We start from the raw sequence: 19,510 nt of genomic DNA, 5'->3' as shown, positions 1-19,510 counted from the left end.
TCCCTTCATTTTTTAAGTTACCTCTTTGTTGGCTTAACTCATTCACCTTAGTGATACGCTCAGCGATGTGCCTGAAAGTGCCATCTCAATTTGATTTGAACTCTATTGGATATTGGCATAAATTTGCTGATCATATTTAAATACAAATATATATTATATATGTGAATCCTGGAACTTAAGTTTTTATAAAAGAAATAAAGTAGTAATTTAACAAACATAAAACAATAAATATAAATAGAACTTATCATACGTCAAGAATCATATTTACGTTACAACGAAGTTGTCTATTCTGTTTACTTGCAATCTCCACAAGAGGAGCAGTGGAGATTGTTGCGATAACAGGTTATGTTAGTGAAAACAAGAAAAATAAATAAAAATTTATTTAGAGTGTGTCTCCCAAATTTTGGAAAAGCGTTTTACATTACTGGCTGTATAAATCACGGTATGTGAAATGTTGCGATGTCCAAGATAATCTTGAATTAAACGAGTATCGCGCCCGAGATCTGCAAGTGCATAGCCACAGGCGTGCCTCAACATATGGGGATGCGGAGAAACGCTGACTGCGGCCTTTTTTCCATAACGTTTCAGTAGCCCATAAACTTGTTGTCGTGAAACAGCCCCCGATTTTTGGGAAAGAAATACCCATGGTGAATCAGCTTCCCGCCATTTTTGACGTACATCCAGCCATCTTTTGAGCGCTTCAATTTCTTCTGGGATCAAAGGATGTGTTGTTGATAGACCACCTTTTAAACGTCTTATATGAATAATTGCTGAATTTAAATCGAGATCAGATAAACATAAATTACACAGCTCACTGACTCTAAACCCATGAATAAAACACATCAATAGCATGCAATAATCTCGTTCAGCATGACGTCCTTGTCTTGTTTCTGCCAAAATTGCATCTATTTCATATCGGGTTAAAAATTTGCGTTGCTTCATGAAATTATCATTCCTATTACATCAGATAGATTAGCTGTAAATAACGGAGCTATTTAAACTAATCGAATACAACAAGCTATCAGAGCTTTTGAACATAATTGGATAAATACCAGGTTAATATAATTAGAAAACAGGAAATGAAAAAATTTGCTGCTTCTGCTCATCATTGTTTTAATGAAAATATTTATTTAAATAGTGTAAATATTTGTTATGTAACCCTCGTGAATAGAATGGGCTAATCATAGAAAGAATTCCACAAGGAATACTGATTGATTAAATTTTGCTACTAAACATCTGGCTGAATTTTATTTTTAGTTTTTTATTCTTATATTGTCCTTTTATGGTGTAATGATTTCGTCTTTTTACTGCATTTACTGTAAAAAGTAAATGATTTATCTAATTAGAGTGAAATATGTACTTTTTTGTATGCAAAATATCTACTTAAAGAGTTGTGTTCATTATCATTCAGATATAAATTTTGAATTTTTTGTATATGCAGGATTTTATTTTGAATATTGAAGTGATTTAAAATTAGTAGACTTCTTTAGTGTAAATTAATGGAGATGTGACAGTATTTAAAATAACCGAATTAACATGAATAAGTAAATTGTAAATTTATGTTATCATTTAAAATGATACTATTCTCTTACTAATTATAATTAAATGTAACGCTTCCTATTTTTATTTGAGCTGTAATGATTTATTAAATAAATATTAATTATGATTAATTAATAAATATTTCATCATTTCTATAATTATTGATTGCACTATGTGCTTTTGGGAGGTGCTTTGAGCACTTACAGACCTTCCGCAATAGAAAAGTCTGTAGCGTAAGTAAATCTTAATGATAAGCCATCTCGCGGCTGGTTTTTATCTCATCAGGAAAAGGCCAGAAAAGGAGAGATACATAGCAAGATCCCTGTGAAGATAATCAAGATTAGTGATACTCCTTTGTGATGATAGAGGTTGGGAACTTTGTAAACCAGATAAGCAGGAATAAGGCAGCCGACAATACCAAATATCGGACTACAGATAGATGTGAAACTTAAAACCGGTACATTCAGAATAATCGCTCCCCATGCTAATAAAATAGCGAATGCAATGATGCCTTTTTGCACCCATTTTTCATTGATTTTTGCTGTTGGTATTAAGCGGCTGAGAATATTCATGGCTATTCCCTGACTGGCTTCTCGAAAACCGAGGTAGACACCAAAGAAAGCAGTCATGACAGCGAAGACATTGAGCATAACACTGACTAAAATGACCCAACCTCCGGGGAAAAATTGTGCAGCAATCGCTAGCGCCGAAATATTCTGTTCATAAGCTTTGACCGCCTCGTCATGTCCCATTGCCAGCGTAAAAGAAACAGCATAGAAAAATACTGTACAGAACAGAATACCAAAGGCGACATTCATAGCCCGCAGTGCCTTATAACGGGCAACTTCACGATTTTTTTCATGATTGCGATAAGAAATAACCATCGGGCTTAGTGTCTGGATAAACAAGATGGATGTGAGTGTAAAAGGGAGAGTGATAATAGCTTTTTTTATCAGCATGGAGAAAGGAGGTAATGCGCCGATATTGCACAGATGCCACATGCCGATCATGGAAAACCCCAATGCAGCAACAACAAATAGTTTTATCAGCACCATCAGACTGGACAGTTTAAATAATAATCGTTCACTGCGGGATGAGATCATCACCAGAATACAGATCAAGGCTAAACCATAAAAAGGGTTTTCGGATAATAATTCGTCAGTAATACCAAAGGTTTGCAGATATGAGGCACTATCGTTGGTAATCGCAGTGGAGTAAACAAACATCCAGATCACCAGCATAATAAAGTAGAGCACACCTAAAAAAACGCCCCAATTTTTACCGAGATAGCCGCTGATTACGCTAGGGTAATCCTTACATTCAGGTGATTCAGCAAGTGTATTGATGAATAGGCGTTGAAAAAGATACATGGCAGGATAGCCAATAACCGAAGAGAGCAGGAAGACCCATAATCCCATTAAACCGACTTGTACCGGAAGGAAAACAATACCAGCACCGATTGCCATGCCGATACTCATGATGACCCATCCCATGTCTATGCCATCAAATTTTATGGCTTGTTTCCATTCTGCTTCCGTCATATTAGCTCGTTTAGCAGCCAAAGAAACGTGGGACATGACATCATTACTTTTTGTTGCTGTTTTCATAATAGCTCTCGCTTACATCTTTGGTGCTGTAATAGGTGTTGAATAAGCACAGAGAAAAACGTATCACATAAACACCAAAGAACGATTTTTTTTATAAAATTTGTTCAAAAAATGAATTGTCGGGTATTGATATTAAAGAATTTTATGAGGAAAATTTTCCTAAAGACTCCGTTTAATATGACTTTTTAGAGAATTATTTTACATAAAGAAAAAATTGAGATTTGTTATTCTCTCTTTATGCCAGGGCGTTGTGGTTGTTCGTAATATTGAAACAATTGGAGAGAAAAGCGATGTGATTCACTACACTCATACTTGCTCAAAACACCCTGTCAGTATTAAATCCTTTTTATTGTTTACATTATGATGTAATTTAGAATATTAATCTAGTTTTTTCTTGTGGTTATTGTCAGGAATGGATAAAAAGCAATCCGTTTTAATGGCCATCTGTATGGTCATATAGTGTATTTATTCATTTGTATATTTTTCTTGAGTTTAATTAATTTATAACTATAAATTTGTAAATAGTCTATTGGATAAAAATAGTTTAATACATGATTATAAATAATGACTTAATTATATCTTTTTTATTTTATATTTTAATAAATACAGGCTAATTCATTACGCTTAGATTCACCTAATATGTAGGATGGTTTTTAGATAAACAGTTAATGATGCCGATAAATTACATCAGAGTGGCAGGAAAGCAGGGCATATTATTACTGCTTTAATTCCTTTTGGTATACAGATGCTCTTGAGAAAGGTTTGGCAGAACAGGATAAACTTTATATGGGATGAGCCGGAAATGGTGATATGGTGTTTCTGTATTGTCATTTAAATTATAATCTCTTTTATTATTTTAATTTACAGATTTCCTGCTTATATATAATATCGAAATTTGCATTCTAAAATAATATTAGAATATCTATTATTCTAACCCTAAATAAGGGAGGTGGATTACCTTTCATATCTTAACAGACGGAATATGGTTGTAATTAAATGGGTTATCGGAAGTATAGGTAATGGGTGTTTAACTATAGTAACAGAACACACGGATGATATGGTGGTGTTGTATTTACATAGACTTTCCCTATAATAAAACTTATAAGACGATGGGATAACCAAAAAAACTCTCAGGAAGACCTAATAATGAAAAATAAACTCACTTTAGCTTCACTTTGTTTCGCTTCATTCATGTTGAGCGGATGTGCGACGGAGTCGTCATCGACTCTTCAGGTGCAAAAAGTTTCTTCATATAACACCACTTACAAAGGAATTCGTAGCCCTATTGCGGTAGGTAAATTTGAAAATCGTTCAAGCTACCAAAATGGCATTTTCTCTGATGGTATCGATCGTTTGGGTAACCAATCAAAAACTATTCTGGTGACACACTTACAGCAAACTGGTCGTTTTAATGTGCTGGAGCGTACTAACATGGCTGAATTGAAAACAGAGGCCGGGTTACAAGGCAAAGCGCAGAAGCTGAAGGGAGCTAATTATGTGATCACTGGTGCAGTCACTGAATTCGGTCGCAAGGAAGTCGGTGACCATCAGTTATGGGGTATTTTGGGGCGTGGCAAATCACAGATTGCTTATGCAAAAGTGATGTTGAATGTTGTGAATGTTGAAACGTCTGAAGTTGTTTTTTCTTCAGCAGGAGCCGGGGAATATAAATTATCCAGCCGCGAAATTATTGGTTTCGGTGGTGCATCCGGTTATGACTCTACTCTGAATGGCAAGGTGTTGGATTTGGCTATCCGTGAAGCTGTCAATGACCTTGTGTCTGGTATTGAAAGTGGCGCATGGAAGCCAGTGAACTAATAATACATAGGGAAGATTTTTTAATGTTTTTGATAAAAAAGATGGGGATGCTGCCGGGCATACTATTATTGGTCGGGTGTGTGCATGCACCTAAAACCATTTATGAATGGGGTGATTACCAGCCAACGGTTTACCAATATTACCAACAAGATAAGACCGGACCACAAGAACAGATCCAGGCATTGCAAAAAGTCATTGAACAAGCCAGAGCTAAAGACAAACCCGTTCCTCCTGGGCTGCACGCTCAAATGGGGTTGCTCTATAGCAAAACAGGCAATATTGAGGAAGCCTTTCAGCAGTTTGAAATAGAAAAGAAATTATTTCCTGAATCCGCACAGTATATGGATTTTCTGCTGAATAAAAATAAGGGAGTGAAATGATGAACCATCTTTGGGGTGCAGTCAGCGCTTTATTATTGCTGGTATTGACAGGATGTGCCAAGCAGACACCTTACGATTATAGTGCGTTGAAGGAAAGTGATCCTAAATCGATACTGGTTCTGCCTGCTGTGAATAAGTCCGTGGATGTCAAGGCGGCTGGCAGCGTGGTTTCTCAGGTCACTTATCCGTTGGCGGAATCAGGATATTATGTTTTTCCTGTCGCGGTTGTCGAAGAGACATTCCGGCAGAATGGTGCAGCAGATGCGCAGGATATTCATAATATCAGCTATAAAAAATTACATGATATTTTTGGCGCGGATGCAGCACTTTATCTGGATGTCACAGAATATGGTACACAATATCATATCATTAGCAGTGATACCCGCGTGACAGCAAAAGCTCGATTGGTTGATCTAAGGACTGGTAAACAAGTGTGGAGCGGTGTAGCAACAGCTTCCACCGCAGAAAATCGTAACAATGGCGGTGGTGGAATTATTGGTATGTTAGTGTCTGCGGCTATTGAGCAAATTGCAAATACGGTGATGGATAGAGGCCACGATATTGCAGGCATCACCAGCAATCGTCTGTTGAGTGCGGGAGGATATCATTATGGCCACCTGCTGTATGGGCCGCGTTCAAAACATTATCGGAAAGAAAAACTAGAATAATTTTAAAAATGCCGCAGTTATTGTCTGCGGCATTTTTTTACTGTCATTTTTATAACTAATTTTTATAACCATGTTTTGCAGTTAAACACGATTAAACATCTAATCGTTTGGTTTGCCATTTCTTAGATTTCCAGCGCCAGGCGTTTACCAGACCTCGTATCCATTCATCGCAGAAAAAGCCAATCCAAATCCCCAGGATCCCCATCCCCATGGTAATTCCCAGAAAATAGCCAACAGGGATAGAAATACCCCACATGAAGAGCAGAGCAGTACAAAGCGGGAATCTGGCATCACCGGAAGCACGCAGGGCATTGACCATGACGATATTAAAAGTACGCCCCGGCTCCAGGAAGACAGATAGCAGGAATAAAGGCAGCAGAAGCTCAATGATATTTTGATCTTCTGTCATCAGGACAAGGAGCGGTTCCCGGAAAATCCAGAAAAACAATACGACGCCAATTGTGACAACAACGCCGATTTTCAGACTCTTTATCCCACGGATATAAGCATCTTCAAAACGTTTTGCTCCGACAAGATGGCCGACCATAATTTCATTACCGATACTGGTGGCGATACCAAACAACATGATAAACAGTGATAATTGAAAATACAGCGTCTGTGCAGCCAGAGAAGTTTCACCCATCAAACCGATAAAAGCTTGTGCGGTCATATATTGTAATATCCACACCAGGTTTTCACCGGCAGCTGGTAAACCGATATGCAGGATTTTGCCAAGTATATTCTTTGACCAGCATATCAGCAACTTTGGGATCAGTTTGATTCTTAAGCCATAAAATAATAATCCGCAGAGAAGAATAACCGCAACCGTACGACCAAATACTGTAGACCATGCTACACCTTCCAGCCCATATTTAGGTAGGCCAAAGAATCCGTACAGGACAATCATATTACCGATAATTGTCAACAGATTGGCAACCAGGGTGACATACATGGCAGATTTTGATTTACCATAAACTCGCAGACAGGCAGCCAGAATAATTGAAATTGCTTCTGGTATCAGGCAGATACCTAAAATGTGCAGATAAGCAAATCCATCCTCCATCAGGTTTTCTGGCAGATTCATGATGTGTAGGATTTTATAGCCGAAGAAAATCGTCACCAAAGCACAACTAAAACCCAACACAAAATTAAAAGCGATGGAAATATGGATCGCCTGACTGGCTTTATCTCTTTTTCCTGAGCCGAGATATTGTGCAATTACAACGCTGCAACCAACACTAATAAAATTAAAGATCGTAATGAATAGATCAAAAACATGATTACCAACCCCCATAGCAGCTAAATAAGCCGAAGAAATATGGCTGACCATATATGTATTGATTAGCAATGTCGCCATATGAAGAAAAATATCGATGAAAATCGGCCAGCTCAGTGAAAAAAGCGAACGATCTGCAACATCAGATTGATGCATTATAAAACCTATTAATTGAATGGTCTTTTGTGGTGTGACATATCCAGAAAGTATCTATAATTTTACTTGGTTTACTGGTTGATTGGTAGACAAAATGCGTTATTCACCGATAGAGTGAAGCAAAAACTTTTATTATCAATATTCACTGATTTCTTGTTTTTCCTTAAGGCTGCCATATCGAGATTGGCAACAAAATTCATGATTATGACTTGATTCTCATCCCCGATTCACCGGATAATCCTCTGCCTCAAATTATCTCACCGTTTTTTTAACTCAAAAGCCAAACGATTGCGTGTGGGAATGGCTGAATTAATAATTGCAGCGTTTTTCAGGTTATCAAATAACGTAATCGTTTTCGTCAGGTAAGAAGGGGGAAGAAATGGTGAGGAAAATCGGATAGCTGTTCAACATACTGGCAGGGGATAAACAATGTCTGGCACGCAGGCACCAACTCAATGCAAACTTGATAAGTATTTTAAGATAACTGAACGCGGAAGCTCGGTACGTCAGGAAATTCTCGCGGGGTTAACAACATTTTTGGCGATGGTTTATTCCGTTATTGTTGTGCCAGGTATGCTTGGGCAGGCCGGATTTCCTCATACCGCAGTATTTATTGCTGTATGTCTGGTTACAGGGATTGGCTCATTATTGATGGGATTATGGGTTAATTTACCGATGGCAATTGGCTGCGCAATCTCACTGACGACCTTTACTGCTTTCAGTCTGGTATTAGGACAGCAGGTCAGTATTCCTGTCGCATTGGGTGCTGTTTTCCTGATGGGATGTCTGTTCACCGTCATTTCCGTTACCGGCATTCGCGCCTGGATATTACGCAATATGCCAATGGGGATAGCGCATGGAACAGGTATCGGCATCGGATTATTTTTGCTGCTTATTGCAGCAAATGGCGTTGGACTGGTGATTAAAAATCACCAGCCGGGGTTGCCGGTTGCTTTTGGATCGTTGACAGCCTTCCCTGTCATAATGACTTTGTTAGGGTTAGCGGGGATTATTGGACTGGAAAGGAAAAAAGTCCCCGGTGGTATTTTGCTGGTTATTATCGCTATTTCAATTATTGGATTGATTTTTGATCCCGCAGTGAAATATCAAGGATTTTTTAAATTACCAACGTTGGGGGAAGACGGGCTTTCTTTGATGTTTAGCATGGATATTATGGGAGCTTTACAGCCTGTTGTATTACCCAGTGTTCTTGCGCTGGTGATGACAGCAATATTCGATGCTACAGGTACTATCAGGGCTGTAGCAGGGCAGGCCAATCTGCTGGATAAAAGGGGGCAGATTATTAATGGTGGTAAGGCGCTGACAGCCGATTCGGTCAGTAGTATTTTCGCCGGAGCAATTGGCTCTTCTCCTGCTGCCGTTTATATTGAATCTGCCGCAGGAACCGCAGCAGGAGGAAAAACAGGGTTAACCGCAGCGGTTGTTGGTATCCTATTTCTGCTGATATTATTCCTTTCTCCATTATCATATCTGGTTCCTTCATATGCGACAGCGCCTGCTTTAATGTATGTCGGGTTGCTGATGTTGAGTAACGTACGCAAATTGAATTTTGATGATTTTGTCGATGCAATGTCAGGATTACTGTGCGCGGTATTTATCGTTCTGACTTGTAATATTGTTACAGGTATTATGCTGGGATTTGGTGCTTTGGTTATTGGACGTGTTTTCTCCGGTGAATGGCGTAAGCTGAATATCGGTACGGTAATTATTGCTATTGCATTGGTGGCATTCTATGCTGGCAATTGGGCCCTTTAATTAAAAGGGCGCTCAAAAAATTATGCGCAAACGATTAAAGTTTGCGCGTATATTTCCAGATTGGATAATTTTTAAAACCTGTCAAATTTTCGACAAAATTCCGTAGATAAGTATAAAATAGACAAATGACTTGCTGTTCATTGATTCACAATGTGATTGTTTTTTAAATTTCCAGAATAACTTTAATTTTTGGGGTTATTAGCGCTGTTATTACAAGAAAAAAACAGTCACAATCTCTTCACCGACGGATTTTTGGCAATTTGTAAGGGTAACATGGAAATATTCTTTACTATCTTGATCTTGATTTTGGTGGTGTCAGTTTCTGGTGTTCTTACTAAAGTGATCCCATTTCGTGTCCCTTTGCCGATAGTGCAAATAGCAATAGGGGCATTGCTGGCCTGGCCTCATTTTGGTTTACACGTTACTTTCGATCCTGAATTATTCCTCGTTTTACTTATCCCTCCTCTATTATTTGTTGATGGTTGGAAAACACCGACCAGAGAATTTTTTCAACATGGGCGTGAAATAGTTATTCTGGTTTTAGTATTGGTTCTGGTGACAGTTGTCGGTATTGGTTATTTGATTTACTGGTTACTGCCGAGTATTCCGCTTATTGCGGCTTTTGCTCTGGCCGCAGTGTTGTCACCAACTGATGCAGTTGCATTATCTTCGATTGTTGGGAAAGGGGGAATTCCTAAAAATATGATGAGTGTACTGGAAGGTGAAGCATTGATGAATGATGCTTCCGGTCTGGTTGCTCTGAAATTTGCTGTGGCAATTGCTATGGGGACAATGGCATTTACCGTCACGGGCGCAACATTCGAATTTTTTAAAGTGGCTATTGGCGGCTTGGCATCAGGTATTGCTGTCACCTGGTTGTACAGTAAATCACTGCGTTTGATGAGTCGCTGGAGTGGTGATGATCCTGCCACTCAAATCATGTTTATGATGTTGTTACCATTTGCCTCTTACATGATTGCTGAACATATTGGTTTCTCCGGTATTCTGGCCGCAGTTGCTGCGGGTATGACTATCAGTACGGCGGGAGTGATCCGCAATGCGCCTTTGGATATGCGTTTACGTGCTGATAACGTATGGGGAATGTTGGCATTTGTGTTCAACGGTCTGGTATTCATCATGTTGGGCTTACAGTTGCCGGGGATTTGGGAGACATCTGTTGCCCAGGCGGAACTTGATCCGCATGTTGAAACCTGGATGTTGTTCGCTGCGGTAGGCATCATTTATGCGGCGTTGTTACTGCTACGATTCTGCTGGCTATGGTTGATGAAAAATACCAGCAAGATATTGATGAAGAAAAAACCGCTGGAATTTTCGACTTACACTACCCGTGAATTGTGGCTGGCTTCGTTTGCTGGTGTCCGTGGGGCAATTACTCTGGCTGGTGCTTTATCCGTACCTCTTTTCCTGCCGGATGGCGATCCATTCCCTGCTCGTTATCAGTTGATCTTTATTGCCGCAGGTGTGATTCTGTTCTCTCTGTTTGTTGGCGTTATTGCTCTTCCATTATTGCTAAGAGGCATGAAAGTGGGAGACAAGCAGTCTGATCTCAATGAAATCAGAATGGCGAAAGCAGCGATGGCTGAAGTTGCGATTGTCAGTATGAATAAAATGGAAGAACGTCTGTCTGCCAGCACTGAAGAAAAACTGGATGCTGAAGTGATTAGTGAAGTCGCTTCCAGAGTCACTGGTTATTTGCGACGCCGTACTACTGGGACTGATGAAGGAGAACACAGCTTGTTGGTTGAAGATTTGGAACGGCGTTTCCGCTTGACAGCGTTGCGGGCTGAGAGAGGGGAGCTATATCACTTGCGTGCAACTCGTAAGATTAGTAATGAAACGCTACAGTCGCTCCTGCATGACCTTGATTTGCTTGAAGCGCTGTTGGTAGGTAAATCTCAATAAAATATGTGGCTATTAACAATTACAACACTTTTGTGGGCTGCGTCATTCAGCCTGATTGGTGCTTATCTCGCCGGTCAGGTTGATAGCTGGTTTTCTGTTCTTGTCAGGGTCGTGTTAGCTGCTCTGGTATTTTTACCCTTTCTGCGTTGGCGTGGGTTATCACTGAAAGTCATTGCGCTGTATATGGCAGTAGGAGCTTGTCAGTTAGGTGTGATGTATTTGTTTGTATTTCATGCTTACCACTATTTGACAGTAGCGGAATTTTTGCTGTTTACGGTCATGACTCCGCTGTATGTCACATTGATATATGATTTGATGGGGCGTCAACGGCTGCGTTGGGGCTATGCGCTCAGCTCGTTATTGGCTGTAGCGGGAGCTGCGATTATTCGTTATGACCAGTTAAGTGAATCCTTCTGGATTGGTTTAATGCTGGTGCAATTGGCAAATATTTTCTTTGCCATTGGTCAGGTTGGTTATAAGCGTTTGATGGAAGTGCATCCGATACCACAGAGAATCGCATTTTCGTGGTTCTATTTAGGTGCTTGTGTCATTGCCATTATCGGTTGGTTAATGTTTGGTGATCCACAGAAACTACCGACAACCCAATTACAATGGGGGGTTCTGATCTGGTTAGGAGCAGGGGCTTCCGGTATTGGCTACTTTATGTGGAATTATGGTGCAACCCAAGTGGATGCCGGAACACTGGCGATTATGAATAATATGCTGGTTCCGGCGGGGTTATTGGTCAATTTTGTTATTTGGCAGCAGCATCCAAATTGGTTGGGCTTTACCATTGGAGGCAGCCTGATTGTTGCGTCGCTTTGGGTGCATCACCGTTGGATATTGAGACCCGCTTCACAAACGGCAAATTATCCACGGCGTGCTGACGCGCAGAACGAATAAATGTATCAATAGCCGGTTGGCGTTGCTCCCCTTTACGGCAGGCTGCGTACAATCGGCTCCATAGCCCTTCTCCCAACGTCTGAGTGACAACTAATCCTTGCCTTTCGAATGTTTCTACCGCCCAGTGAGGCAATGCTGCAATACCTAAACGGGCGGCCACCATTTGAATGAGTAATAGCGTGTTATCGACGGTTTTCAAGGTTGGGGTGACATTTGCGGGTTCAAGAAAACGTCTCCAGATATCAAAACGTTGCCGTTGAACCGGATAAATCAGCAAGGTTTCGGGGGAGAGATCCTGTGGCTGGATATCACGCTGATTAGCCAATGGATGATCTGGTGCAACCACCAGTTTCACTTCATAGTCAAACAACGGCGTATAGTGCAGTTTACTGTCTGAAATAATGTCGGATGTCAGTACAATATCCAGCTCTCTTTGTTGCAGCGCCGGCTGTGGATCAAAGGTTACCCCGGATTTAAAATCCACATTGACCTGCGGCCAGCTTTCCCTAAAACGCTTAAGTGCAGGAGTGAGCCACTGAATACAGCTATGACATTCAATGGCAATGCGCAAGTTAGTTTCTTGCGGCTCATTGCACTCGTGCAGGGAGGCCGTGATCATAGGCAAAATTTGTTCTGCCAATCTTAACAGTACTTCACCTTGATGAGTCAGTTTCAGGGGCTGACTTTTACGAATGAAAAGCTTATATCCTAGCCGATGCTCTAGTTCACTGAATTGGTGTGAAAGAGCCGATTGTGTTTGATGCAGATGATTTGCTGCTGCTGCCAACGAACCACAGTGATTTAATGCTTGCAGTGTTTTTAAGTGTTTTATCTCGATCATGAAAAACCTTCAAGTTGATTATGAATAATTTGCGCTTGTGGTTTATACATTACCTGTTGATTATAGAAGTGTAAACATCTAGACGGCTAAAATTTGCGGGTGACGACATGACAGTTTTGAATCATACATTAGGTTTTCCACGTATCGGCTTGAAAAGAGAGCTAAAAAAAGCACAAGAAAACTATTGGGCAGGTAAAATTTCTCAACAAGAATTGCTGGAAACAGGAAGTGAATTACGTGCACGTCACTGGCAACAGCAAAAAGAGGCAGGGGTGGATTTCGTTCCTGTTGGTGATTTTGCTTGGTATGACCAAGTGTTGACGACCAGTTTGCTGTTAGGGAATGTACCTCCTCGCCATCAAAATAAAGATGGAAACATTGATTTAGATACACTATTCCGTATTGCTCGTGGTCGGGCTCCAACAGGTACTCCGGCTGCTGCATCAGAAATGACCAAATGGTTTAATACTAATTATCATTATATTGTGCCCGAATTTCAGCAGGGACAGGAGTTCAGGCTCGGATGGCCTCAATTACTGGATGAAGTTGATGAAGCATTAGCGTTGGGGCATAAAGTGAAACCTGTTTTGTTGGGTCCGGTGACTTACTTATGGCTTGGAAAGGTGAAAGGAAAAGCTTTTGATCGCCTCTCTCTGCTGGAGGATATTCTGCCGGTATATCAGCAAATTCTGGCTGAACTCGCAAAACGTGGTATCGAATGGGTACAGATCGATGAACCAGCGTTGGTGCTGGAACTACCCGAAGATTGGCTGGCAGCCTTCCCGACAGCTTATCAAGCACTTCAGGGACAGGTTAAGTTATTGCTGACAACGTATTTCGATAGCATCAGCCATAATCTGGAAACCATTAAGGCACTGCCGGTACAAGGTTTGCACGTTGATTTGGTGGCAGGGCGGGACTCTCTCAATGAATTGGAAAGATCTTTACCGGGATCATGGCTGCTTTCGTTAGGGGTCATTAATGGACGCAATGTCTGGCGGGCAGATTTGAGTGCGAAATATGAACTTATTGCACCGTTGGTGGGTAAACGAGATATCTGGGTTGGTACTTCTTGTTCATTGTTGCACAGTCCGATTGATTTGAATGATGAAACCGGATTGGATGAAGAAGTTAAAAGCTGGTTTGCTTTTGCACTACAGAAATGTACCGAGTTATCTCTATTGTCTCAGGCACTGAATGCACCTGAAGCCAGTAAACAGACTGAATTGAATAAATTGGATAGTTACAGTGCTCCAATTCGTGCCCGTCGCAGTTCCACAAGAGTGAACAACCCGGCTGTGGCTGAACGTCTTGCTAAGATCCAGCCACAAGACAGCGAGCGCAATCAGGTTTATTCGGAGCGTGCTAAGCTTCAGCGCCAACGGTACAAATTACCTTTGTGGCCGACAACAACCATCGGTTCTTTCCCACAAACAACAGAGATCCGTGGCTTACGTTTAGATTTCAAGAAAGGCCGTGTTGATGGTAATCATTATCGCATCAACATTAGTGAGCACATTAAGCAGGCGATCAATGAACAGGAACGATTGGGATTAGATGTACTGGTGCATGGTGAAGCTGAACGTAATGACATGGTGGAATATTTCGGTGAACATTTTGATGGTTATGTCTTTACTCAAAATGGTTGGGTACAAAGCTATGGTTCCCGTTGTGTAAAACCACCAGTAATTATCGGAGATATCAGCCGTCCAGAAGCGATTACGGTCGATTGGGCAACATATGCACAATCTCTGACTGACAAACCAGTAAAAGGCATGTTAACAGGGCCGGTGACTATTCTTTGTTGGTCATTCCCAAGGGAAGATATCAGCCGGGAAGCTATTGCTAAACAGATTGCACTGGCCTTGCGTGATGAAGTGGATGATTTGCAGAAAGCAGGTATCGGCATTATTCAAATTGATGAACCTGCATTACGTGAAGGCTTACCGCTGCGTAGAGAAGAGTGGCAGGAATATCTGGATTGGGCGGTGGATGCCTTTAAACTGAGTGCAGCAGTGGCGAAAGATGATACACAGATCCATACGCATATGTGTTATTGCGAGTTTAATGACATTATGCCTTCCATTGCAGCGTTGGATGCAGATGTCATTACTATTGAAACCTCCCGCTCAGATATGGAATTGCTGGATTCATTTGAAGATTTCTCATATCCGAATGAGATTGGGCCTGGTGTGTATGATATTCACTCACCTAATGTGCCGAGTGTTGAATGGATTGAAGCTTTATTGCGCAAAGCGGCCGAGCGCATTCCTGTTGAACGCTTATGGGTTAACCCGGATTGTGGTTTAAAAACCAGGGGTTGGACAGAAACCCGTCAGTCACTGGCGAACATGGTTGAAGCGGCAAAACGTCTGCGTGATTCAGTAAGCAACTAAATTAATTTGAACAATATGTTGCCCACCACACTAAATAAGTGTGGTGGGCGAGTTTATTTACTTAAGAACTTATTTTTTAACAAATCCATTCCTACGGACTTTAGATCCGAATTTTCTGGAACTTCACCATTTGGGGTGACCTCATCAACCAGGTTAGGCAAATGTTGTGAAATTAATGACGAAGCTTCATCGGGATCGATACTCACTTTTTCTGCCAATCTCTGGCCCTTCCTGACCTTCAACCCAGTCTACCATATGTTGAATTTGTTGGTTTTTCCCCCGGCTCAGCTTATTTGGGGGGAGAGTATTAGATGATTGAGAATTTTTGTTTATGCTAGTCACATGAGTGTGTGAAATGTTTTTTTATATTTGTTGTTTAAAAAATATTTAAATTCAATTTGTTGTGTGTTTTTTTTCTTGTAAATAATAAACCTTGAATGTGATATCCATCGTTTTTTTGTGAAATTATCTATGTGAATATAAAAGAGCAATAAATAGCCATAACACCAGGGAACTTCATAAATAGCTAAATAAAAAATAGAGATTATAGAACTAGAGCGATGGCAAGATGGATCGCATAGTCATTATAAATATACGAATATTTTTTTGATTTATATTTAATAATTTGTTTTCAACTCAAGAGAATAGAAATAAAAAGAAACATCAGAAGTGTACTAGCGAAAGGAATATTAATAATTAACTATAAAAAAATAGAGGTAGAGCCATGATGAACATATCCAAGGAGATAACTTTATCAGAGAGAAATCATGACCATTAGAGCGATTGTTGGCTGGTACTTAAATCAGGAAATTTTGGAGAGGTAGATTTTTTTAAACATGCTCAGGAGATATTTCATGGATGAGATGATAAATAGTCAGTGAAGTAGGTTGTAACCTTGTTGCTAAGAGTAGGAACAATAATGGCTAAATTTGCAGCAAATTTGAGTATGATGTTTAATGAAGTCCCTTTCATGGAGCGTTTTGAAAAAGCATCGGATGCGGGCTTCAAAGGTGTGGAATATTTATTCCCTTACTATGAATCAACCGAAGAGCTCTCTGCATTATTGAAGAGATATCAACTTACACAGGTTTTGTTTAATATGCCTGCGGGAATTTGGGAAGCCGGTGACAGAGGGGTTGCTTGTTTGCCTGGACGTGAAAAAGAGTTTGCTGATGAGGCGCATGAAGCTTTGAAATACGCTTTGGCGTTGGATTGTAAGCAAGTTCATGCGATGGCTGGTAAGTTAGATGGGCGGTCTAAGCTGGAACAACAGTATGAATGTTATATCACAAATATCCAATATGCAGCGGACGTTATGTATAAATATGGTATTAATGTCTTAATCGAACCAATAAATACTCGTGATATACCCGACTATTTTTTGACAACACAGCAACAAGCTGAAACGTTGTTAAAAGCTATTGGACGTAAAAATGTTTTTATTCAGTTGGATCTTTACCATTGCCAGATTATGGAAGGAGATTTGTTGCGAACTATAGAGCGCTTGTGGGGAAAATTTAGGCATATACAGATTGCTTCAGTACCAGGACGTCATGAACCCGATATTGGTGAAATTAATTACTTTTGGTTGTTCAAGAGATTGGATGAAATGGGTTATCAAGGATGGTTTGGGTGTGAGTATCACCCTGCGGGGTATGATACTGGCTATTCCATGTGTCATGGGAATCACTTTTTATGCTAAATGGCTGGCAATTAAATATCCTGAATACCAATTTGTTGATGAAGAAGTAAATTTGGAAAATTTAAAAAAAATTCATCAGAACTACATGGAAGAAAAATCCAATAAATCATTACCAAGTTTATTTCTTTCCCTATTGCCTATTGCTGTACCACTCTTCCTGATTTTTATCAAATCAGTTAATGGATTGTTATTGGAATTTGATTTATTGCTTAGAAGGGAAAATTATTTCTATTTTCAATTTCTTGATTTTCTTGATTTTCTTGATTTTCTTGGTGAGCCAATTATTGCCTTGGCAATTAGTGTATTATTGGCGATTTATACGCTAATGCCCAAAGCTAATAAGCATGAGGTAATTGAACATCTGGAAAATGGCTTAAAGATGGCAGGTATTATTCTGTTGGTTACTGGTGCTGGTGGCGCTTTGGGAGCAGTATTACATGAAAGTGGAACAGGAACTATACTAGCGGGGCTTATTGCAAGCTTACCGATAACGCCAATTTTGATTCCATTCATCATTGCGACATTGGTGCGTTTGATTCAAGGTTCTGGCACAGTAGCTATGGTTACAGCAGCTTCCATTTCAGCACCTATAATCAATCAGATACCGGATATTAATATGTTGGCAGCAGCTTTGGCTGCAACGGTGGGGTCACTATTCTTCGGCTACTTCAACGATAGTTTATTCTGGATGGTTAACCGGATGATGGGTATTAAAGATGCAAAACAACAGATGATTGTCTGGTCAATTCCGACAACAATTGCGTGGGGAATTGGGCTGTGTGGTGTATTGTTACTTAATCTCGTCATGTAAGTCATCGTAATGCGCTCTGTAAAGGGCGCTTTTCTTTATTCTGTATATTCCAAATAAATCCTCATTACTTTAATTGAGACTACAGGTTTTGTTACAGCTTGTAACAAGAACTTTGACTGACATACCATGCACATTTATCGCCAATAATACAGATATTGAAACGGGGTTTTATGGTGGAGTTTTACATTCCAATTATTGGATTGGGAGTGGCGGTATTTACGCTGATTTTTCTGGTCTTACGTACTCGTATTCATGTACTTCTTGCCATGTTGATTGCTGCGGTTATCGCAGGAATATCCGGCGGTTTAACCATGAGCAATGTTGTTGAAGTTATCGCGAAAGGGTTTGGCTCGACATTGGGTAGTATTGGTATTGTGATCGGATTGGGAAGCATGATGGGGAGGATATTGGAAGCCTCTGGTGCAACTGAACAAATTGCCTATAGCCTGATCAAATGGTTAGGTAAAAAGCGCGAAGAATGGGCGCTGGCAATCACGGGTTATATCGTCAGTATTCCTATATTTGTTAATTCGGCTTTTGTGATCCTCTATCCTCTGGTGAAAGCATTGGCGAAGAAAGGCAAACGAAATGTATTGACGTTAGGAATAGCATTAGCCGGAGGGCTGGTGGTAACTCACCATATTGTTCCACCAACACCGGGGCCGCTTGGTGTGGCCGGAATATTCGGAGTAAGCGTAGGTAAAGTGATGCTGGTGGGCATGATACTGGCTATCCCATGCGTTATCGGTATTACCTGCTATGCCAAATGGCTAGAGATTAAATATCCTGAATATCAGCTTGTTGAAACGGAAGAAAATCTGCGGCACATTCATCAAAGCTATATGGAAGAGAAATCGAACATGCCATTACCAGGCTTATTTATTTCTCTTCTGCCTATTGTTGTGCCTATCGTGTTGATTTTCATTAATGTTGTGAATGGATTATTGTTGAAAACGGCTCTGTTTATCGGCAAAGAAAACCATTTTTATTTTCAGATTTTTAATTTTCTTGGATCACCGATTATCGCTCTGGCAATCAGTGTCTTGCTGGCGGTTTATAAGCTTATGCCAAATGTCAGTAAACAAGAGGTGATTGAACATTTGGAAACCGGGTTACAAACTGTGGGTATTATTTTATTAGTGTCAGGTGCAGGAGGAGCGCTGGGAGCTGTATTAAATGAAGGTTCAACCGGCACAATACTGGCACAATATATAGCCAGCCTGCCAATAACTCCTGTCTTAATCCCATTTATCATTGCGACGTTAATACGCATCATTCAAGGTTCTGGTACTGTGGCAATGATCACAGCAGCATCTATTTCAGCGCCTGTTATTAAACAGATACCGGATATTAATATGTTAGTGGCTGCTCAGGCTGCAATGATGGGAACACTGTTCTTCAGCTATTTTAATGACTGTTTTTTCTGGGTAGTTAACCGGATGATGGGTATTAAGGATGTGAAGCATCAAGTGATCTTCTGGTCGATTCCGACAACCATCGCATGGGGAATTGGACTGTGTGGCATATTGCTTCTTAACTTAATCTTGTAAATGATCCAACGGCGCTCTGCGAGGAGCGCGTTTTGTGATTGTTCTTCGAATATTATTTCCATTTCGGCTTTATACTCACTGTATTATTTATCACACATAAATGTGATTTAAATCACGATTTAATGTATGTGTTTCTTTCATATATCAATCAAAGGTGACTTTTA

At 40.3% G+C, this 19,510-nt stretch carries 14 protein-coding genes and 1 pseudogene; 10 read left to right on the top strand and 5 right to left on the bottom strand.

Annotation, left to right across the window (positions count from 1 at the left end; translation table 11 throughout):
* Nucleotides 1–378 precede the first annotated feature (378 nt).
* A complete protein-coding gene (locus AAC147_RS10130) occupies nt 379–942 on the bottom strand; it encodes a tyrosine-type DNA invertase (RefSeq protein WP_047680614.1) in 564 nt (187 codons plus the stop codon).
* 878 nt (nt 943–1,820) lie between these two features.
* Complete coding sequence (locus AAC147_RS10125) at nt 1,821–3,146, bottom strand: amino acid permease (protein WP_047680611.1); 1,326 nt, start codon at nt 3,144–3,146, stop codon at nt 1,821–1,823.
* A gap of 1,146 nt (nt 3,147–4,292) precedes the next feature.
* Between AAC147_RS10125 and AAC147_RS10120 the strand changes: the two genes are divergently transcribed.
* From AAC147_RS10120 to AAC147_RS10110, 3 genes are read left to right on the top strand one after another with little or no spacing between them, the layout of a single operon-like run.
* Nucleotides 4,293–4,964 (top strand): CsgG/HfaB family protein, encoded by a 672-nt coding sequence (locus AAC147_RS10120; RefSeq protein WP_047680608.1) that lies wholly within the window; start codon nt 4,293–4,295, stop codon nt 4,962–4,964.
* A 23-nt stretch (nt 4,965–4,987) separates the two neighbouring features.
* Nucleotides 4,988–5,344, top strand: coding sequence for a DUF4810 domain-containing protein (locus AAC147_RS10115; RefSeq protein WP_047680606.1), 357 nt, complete (start codon nt 4,988–4,990; stop codon nt 5,342–5,344).
* Nucleotides 5,344–6,012 carry a DUF799 domain-containing protein gene (locus AAC147_RS10110; protein ID WP_047680625.1) on the top strand — a complete coding sequence of 223 codons (669 nt, stop codon included), beginning with the start codon at nt 5,344–5,346 and terminating at the stop codon, nt 6,010–6,012. Before AAC147_RS10115 ends, AAC147_RS10110 begins: the two co-directional genes overlap by 1 nt.
* A gap of 91 nt (nt 6,013–6,103) precedes the next feature.
* Here the strand turns inward: AAC147_RS10110 and AAC147_RS10105 are convergent, their stop codons facing one another.
* On the bottom strand, nt 6,104–7,444 hold the full coding sequence (locus AAC147_RS10105; RefSeq protein ID WP_047680603.1) for an MATE family efflux transporter: 1,341 nt from the start codon (nt 7,442–7,444) through the stop codon (nt 6,104–6,106).
* Between the two features lie 429 nt (nt 7,445–7,873).
* On the opposite strand from AAC147_RS10105, the gene AAC147_RS10100 reads away from it, so the two are divergent.
* From AAC147_RS10100 to AAC147_RS10090, 3 genes are all read left to right on the top strand, one after another.
* The gene (locus AAC147_RS10100; protein WP_047680600.1) at nt 7,874–9,220 is read left to right on the top strand and encodes an NCS2 family permease; all 1,347 of its coding nucleotides are present in this window, start codon (nt 7,874–7,876) and stop codon (nt 9,218–9,220) included.
* A 273-nt stretch (nt 9,221–9,493) separates the two neighbouring features.
* Nucleotides 9,494–11,143, top strand: a complete 1,650-nt coding sequence (locus AAC147_RS10095) for a Na+/H+ antiporter (protein ID WP_047680598.1) — start codon at nt 9,494–9,496, stop codon at nt 11,141–11,143.
* Between the two features lie 3 nt (nt 11,144–11,146).
* Nucleotides 11,147–12,046, top strand: a complete 900-nt coding sequence (locus tag AAC147_RS10090) for a carboxylate/amino acid/amine transporter (protein WP_047680595.1) — start codon at nt 11,147–11,149, stop codon at nt 12,044–12,046.
* Here the strand turns inward: AAC147_RS10090 and metR are convergent.
* A complete protein-coding gene (gene metR, locus AAC147_RS10085; protein ID WP_072032498.1) occupies nt 11,931–12,887 on the bottom strand; it encodes an HTH-type transcriptional regulator MetR in 957 nt (318 codons plus the stop codon). The two genes, AAC147_RS10090 and metR, sit on opposite strands and share 116 nt — an antisense overlap.
* A 107-nt stretch (nt 12,888–12,994) precedes the next feature.
* Between metR and metE the strand changes: the two genes are divergently transcribed.
* The gene (metE, locus tag AAC147_RS10080; RefSeq protein WP_047680592.1) at nt 12,995–15,283 is read left to right on the top strand and encodes a 5-methyltetrahydropteroyltriglutamate--homocysteine S-methyltransferase; all 2,289 of its coding nucleotides are present in this window, start codon (nt 12,995–12,997) and stop codon (nt 15,281–15,283) included.
* Nucleotides 15,284–15,336: 53 nt separating this feature from the next.
* On the opposite strand, the gene AAC147_RS10075 is transcribed toward metE, so the two are convergent.
* Complete coding sequence (locus AAC147_RS10075; RefSeq protein WP_231571380.1) at nt 15,337–15,501, bottom strand: YidB family protein; 165 nt, start codon at nt 15,499–15,501, stop codon at nt 15,337–15,339.
* 701 nt (nt 15,502–16,202) lie between these two features.
* Between AAC147_RS10075 and otnI the strand changes: the two genes are divergently transcribed.
* The 3 genes and pseudogenes from otnI (at nt 16,203) to AAC147_RS10060 (ending at nt 19,346) form a co-directional block, all read left to right on the top strand.
* Nucleotides 16,203–16,985 carry a 2-oxo-tetronate isomerase gene (gene otnI, locus AAC147_RS10070; RefSeq protein ID WP_047680589.1) on the top strand — a complete coding sequence of 261 codons (783 nt, stop codon included), beginning with the start codon at nt 16,203–16,205 and terminating at the stop codon, nt 16,983–16,985.
* Nucleotides 16,921–17,796, top strand: a pseudogene (locus AAC147_RS10065) (GntP family permease); the annotation flags it as partial. The gene otnI and the pseudogene AAC147_RS10065, both read left to right, overlap by 65 nt.
* 170 nt (nt 17,797–17,966) lie before the next feature.
* The gene (locus AAC147_RS10060; protein WP_047680584.1) at nt 17,967–19,346 is read left to right on the top strand and encodes a GntP family permease; all 1,380 of its coding nucleotides are present in this window, start codon (nt 17,967–17,969) and stop codon (nt 19,344–19,346) included.
* Nucleotides 19,347–19,510 lie beyond the last annotated feature (164 nt).

The sequence above is a fragment of the Xenorhabdus sp. NBAII XenSa04 genome (assembly GCF_963866145.1).
Lineage (GTDB): Bacteria > Pseudomonadota > Gammaproteobacteria > Enterobacterales > Enterobacteriaceae > Xenorhabdus > Xenorhabdus indica.
Note: the sequence above shows the minus strand (reverse complement) of the source record. Positions and strands in the feature narration are given on the sequence as shown.

Coding starts and splice junctions, on each gene's coding strand:
- AAC147_RS10095 (WP_047680598.1), top strand. CDS start 9,494: ATGGAAATATTCTTTACTATCTTGATCTTGATTTTGGTGGTGTCAGTT.
- AAC147_RS10125 (WP_047680611.1), bottom strand. CDS start 3,146: ATGAAAACAGCAACAAAAAGTAATGATGTCATGTCCCACGTTTCTTTG.
- metR (WP_072032498.1), bottom strand. CDS start 12,887: ATGATCGAGATAAAACACTTAAAAACACTGCAAGCATTAAATCACTGT.
- AAC147_RS10115 (WP_047680606.1), top strand. CDS start 4,988: ATGTTTTTGATAAAAAAGATGGGGATGCTGCCGGGCATACTATTATTG.
- AAC147_RS10110 (WP_047680625.1), top strand. CDS start 5,344: ATGAACCATCTTTGGGGTGCAGTCAGCGCTTTATTATTGCTGGTATTG.
- AAC147_RS10105 (WP_047680603.1), bottom strand. CDS start 7,444: ATGCATCAATCTGATGTTGCAGATCGTTCGCTTTTTTCACTGAGCTGG.
- AAC147_RS10060 (WP_047680584.1), top strand. CDS start 17,967: ATGGTGGAGTTTTACATTCCAATTATTGGATTGGGAGTGGCGGTATTT.
- AAC147_RS10130 (WP_047680614.1), bottom strand. CDS start 942: ATGAAGCAACGCAAATTTTTAACCCGATATGAAATAGATGCAATTTTG.
- AAC147_RS10090 (WP_047680595.1), top strand. CDS start 11,147: ATGTGGCTATTAACAATTACAACACTTTTGTGGGCTGCGTCATTCAGC.
- metE (WP_047680592.1), top strand. CDS start 12,995: ATGACAGTTTTGAATCATACATTAGGTTTTCCACGTATCGGCTTGAAA.
- otnI (WP_047680589.1), top strand. CDS start 16,203: ATGGCTAAATTTGCAGCAAATTTGAGTATGATGTTTAATGAAGTCCCT.
- AAC147_RS10120 (WP_047680608.1), top strand. CDS start 4,293: ATGAAAAATAAACTCACTTTAGCTTCACTTTGTTTCGCTTCATTCATG.
- AAC147_RS10100 (WP_047680600.1), top strand. CDS start 7,874: ATGTCTGGCACGCAGGCACCAACTCAATGCAAACTTGATAAGTATTTT.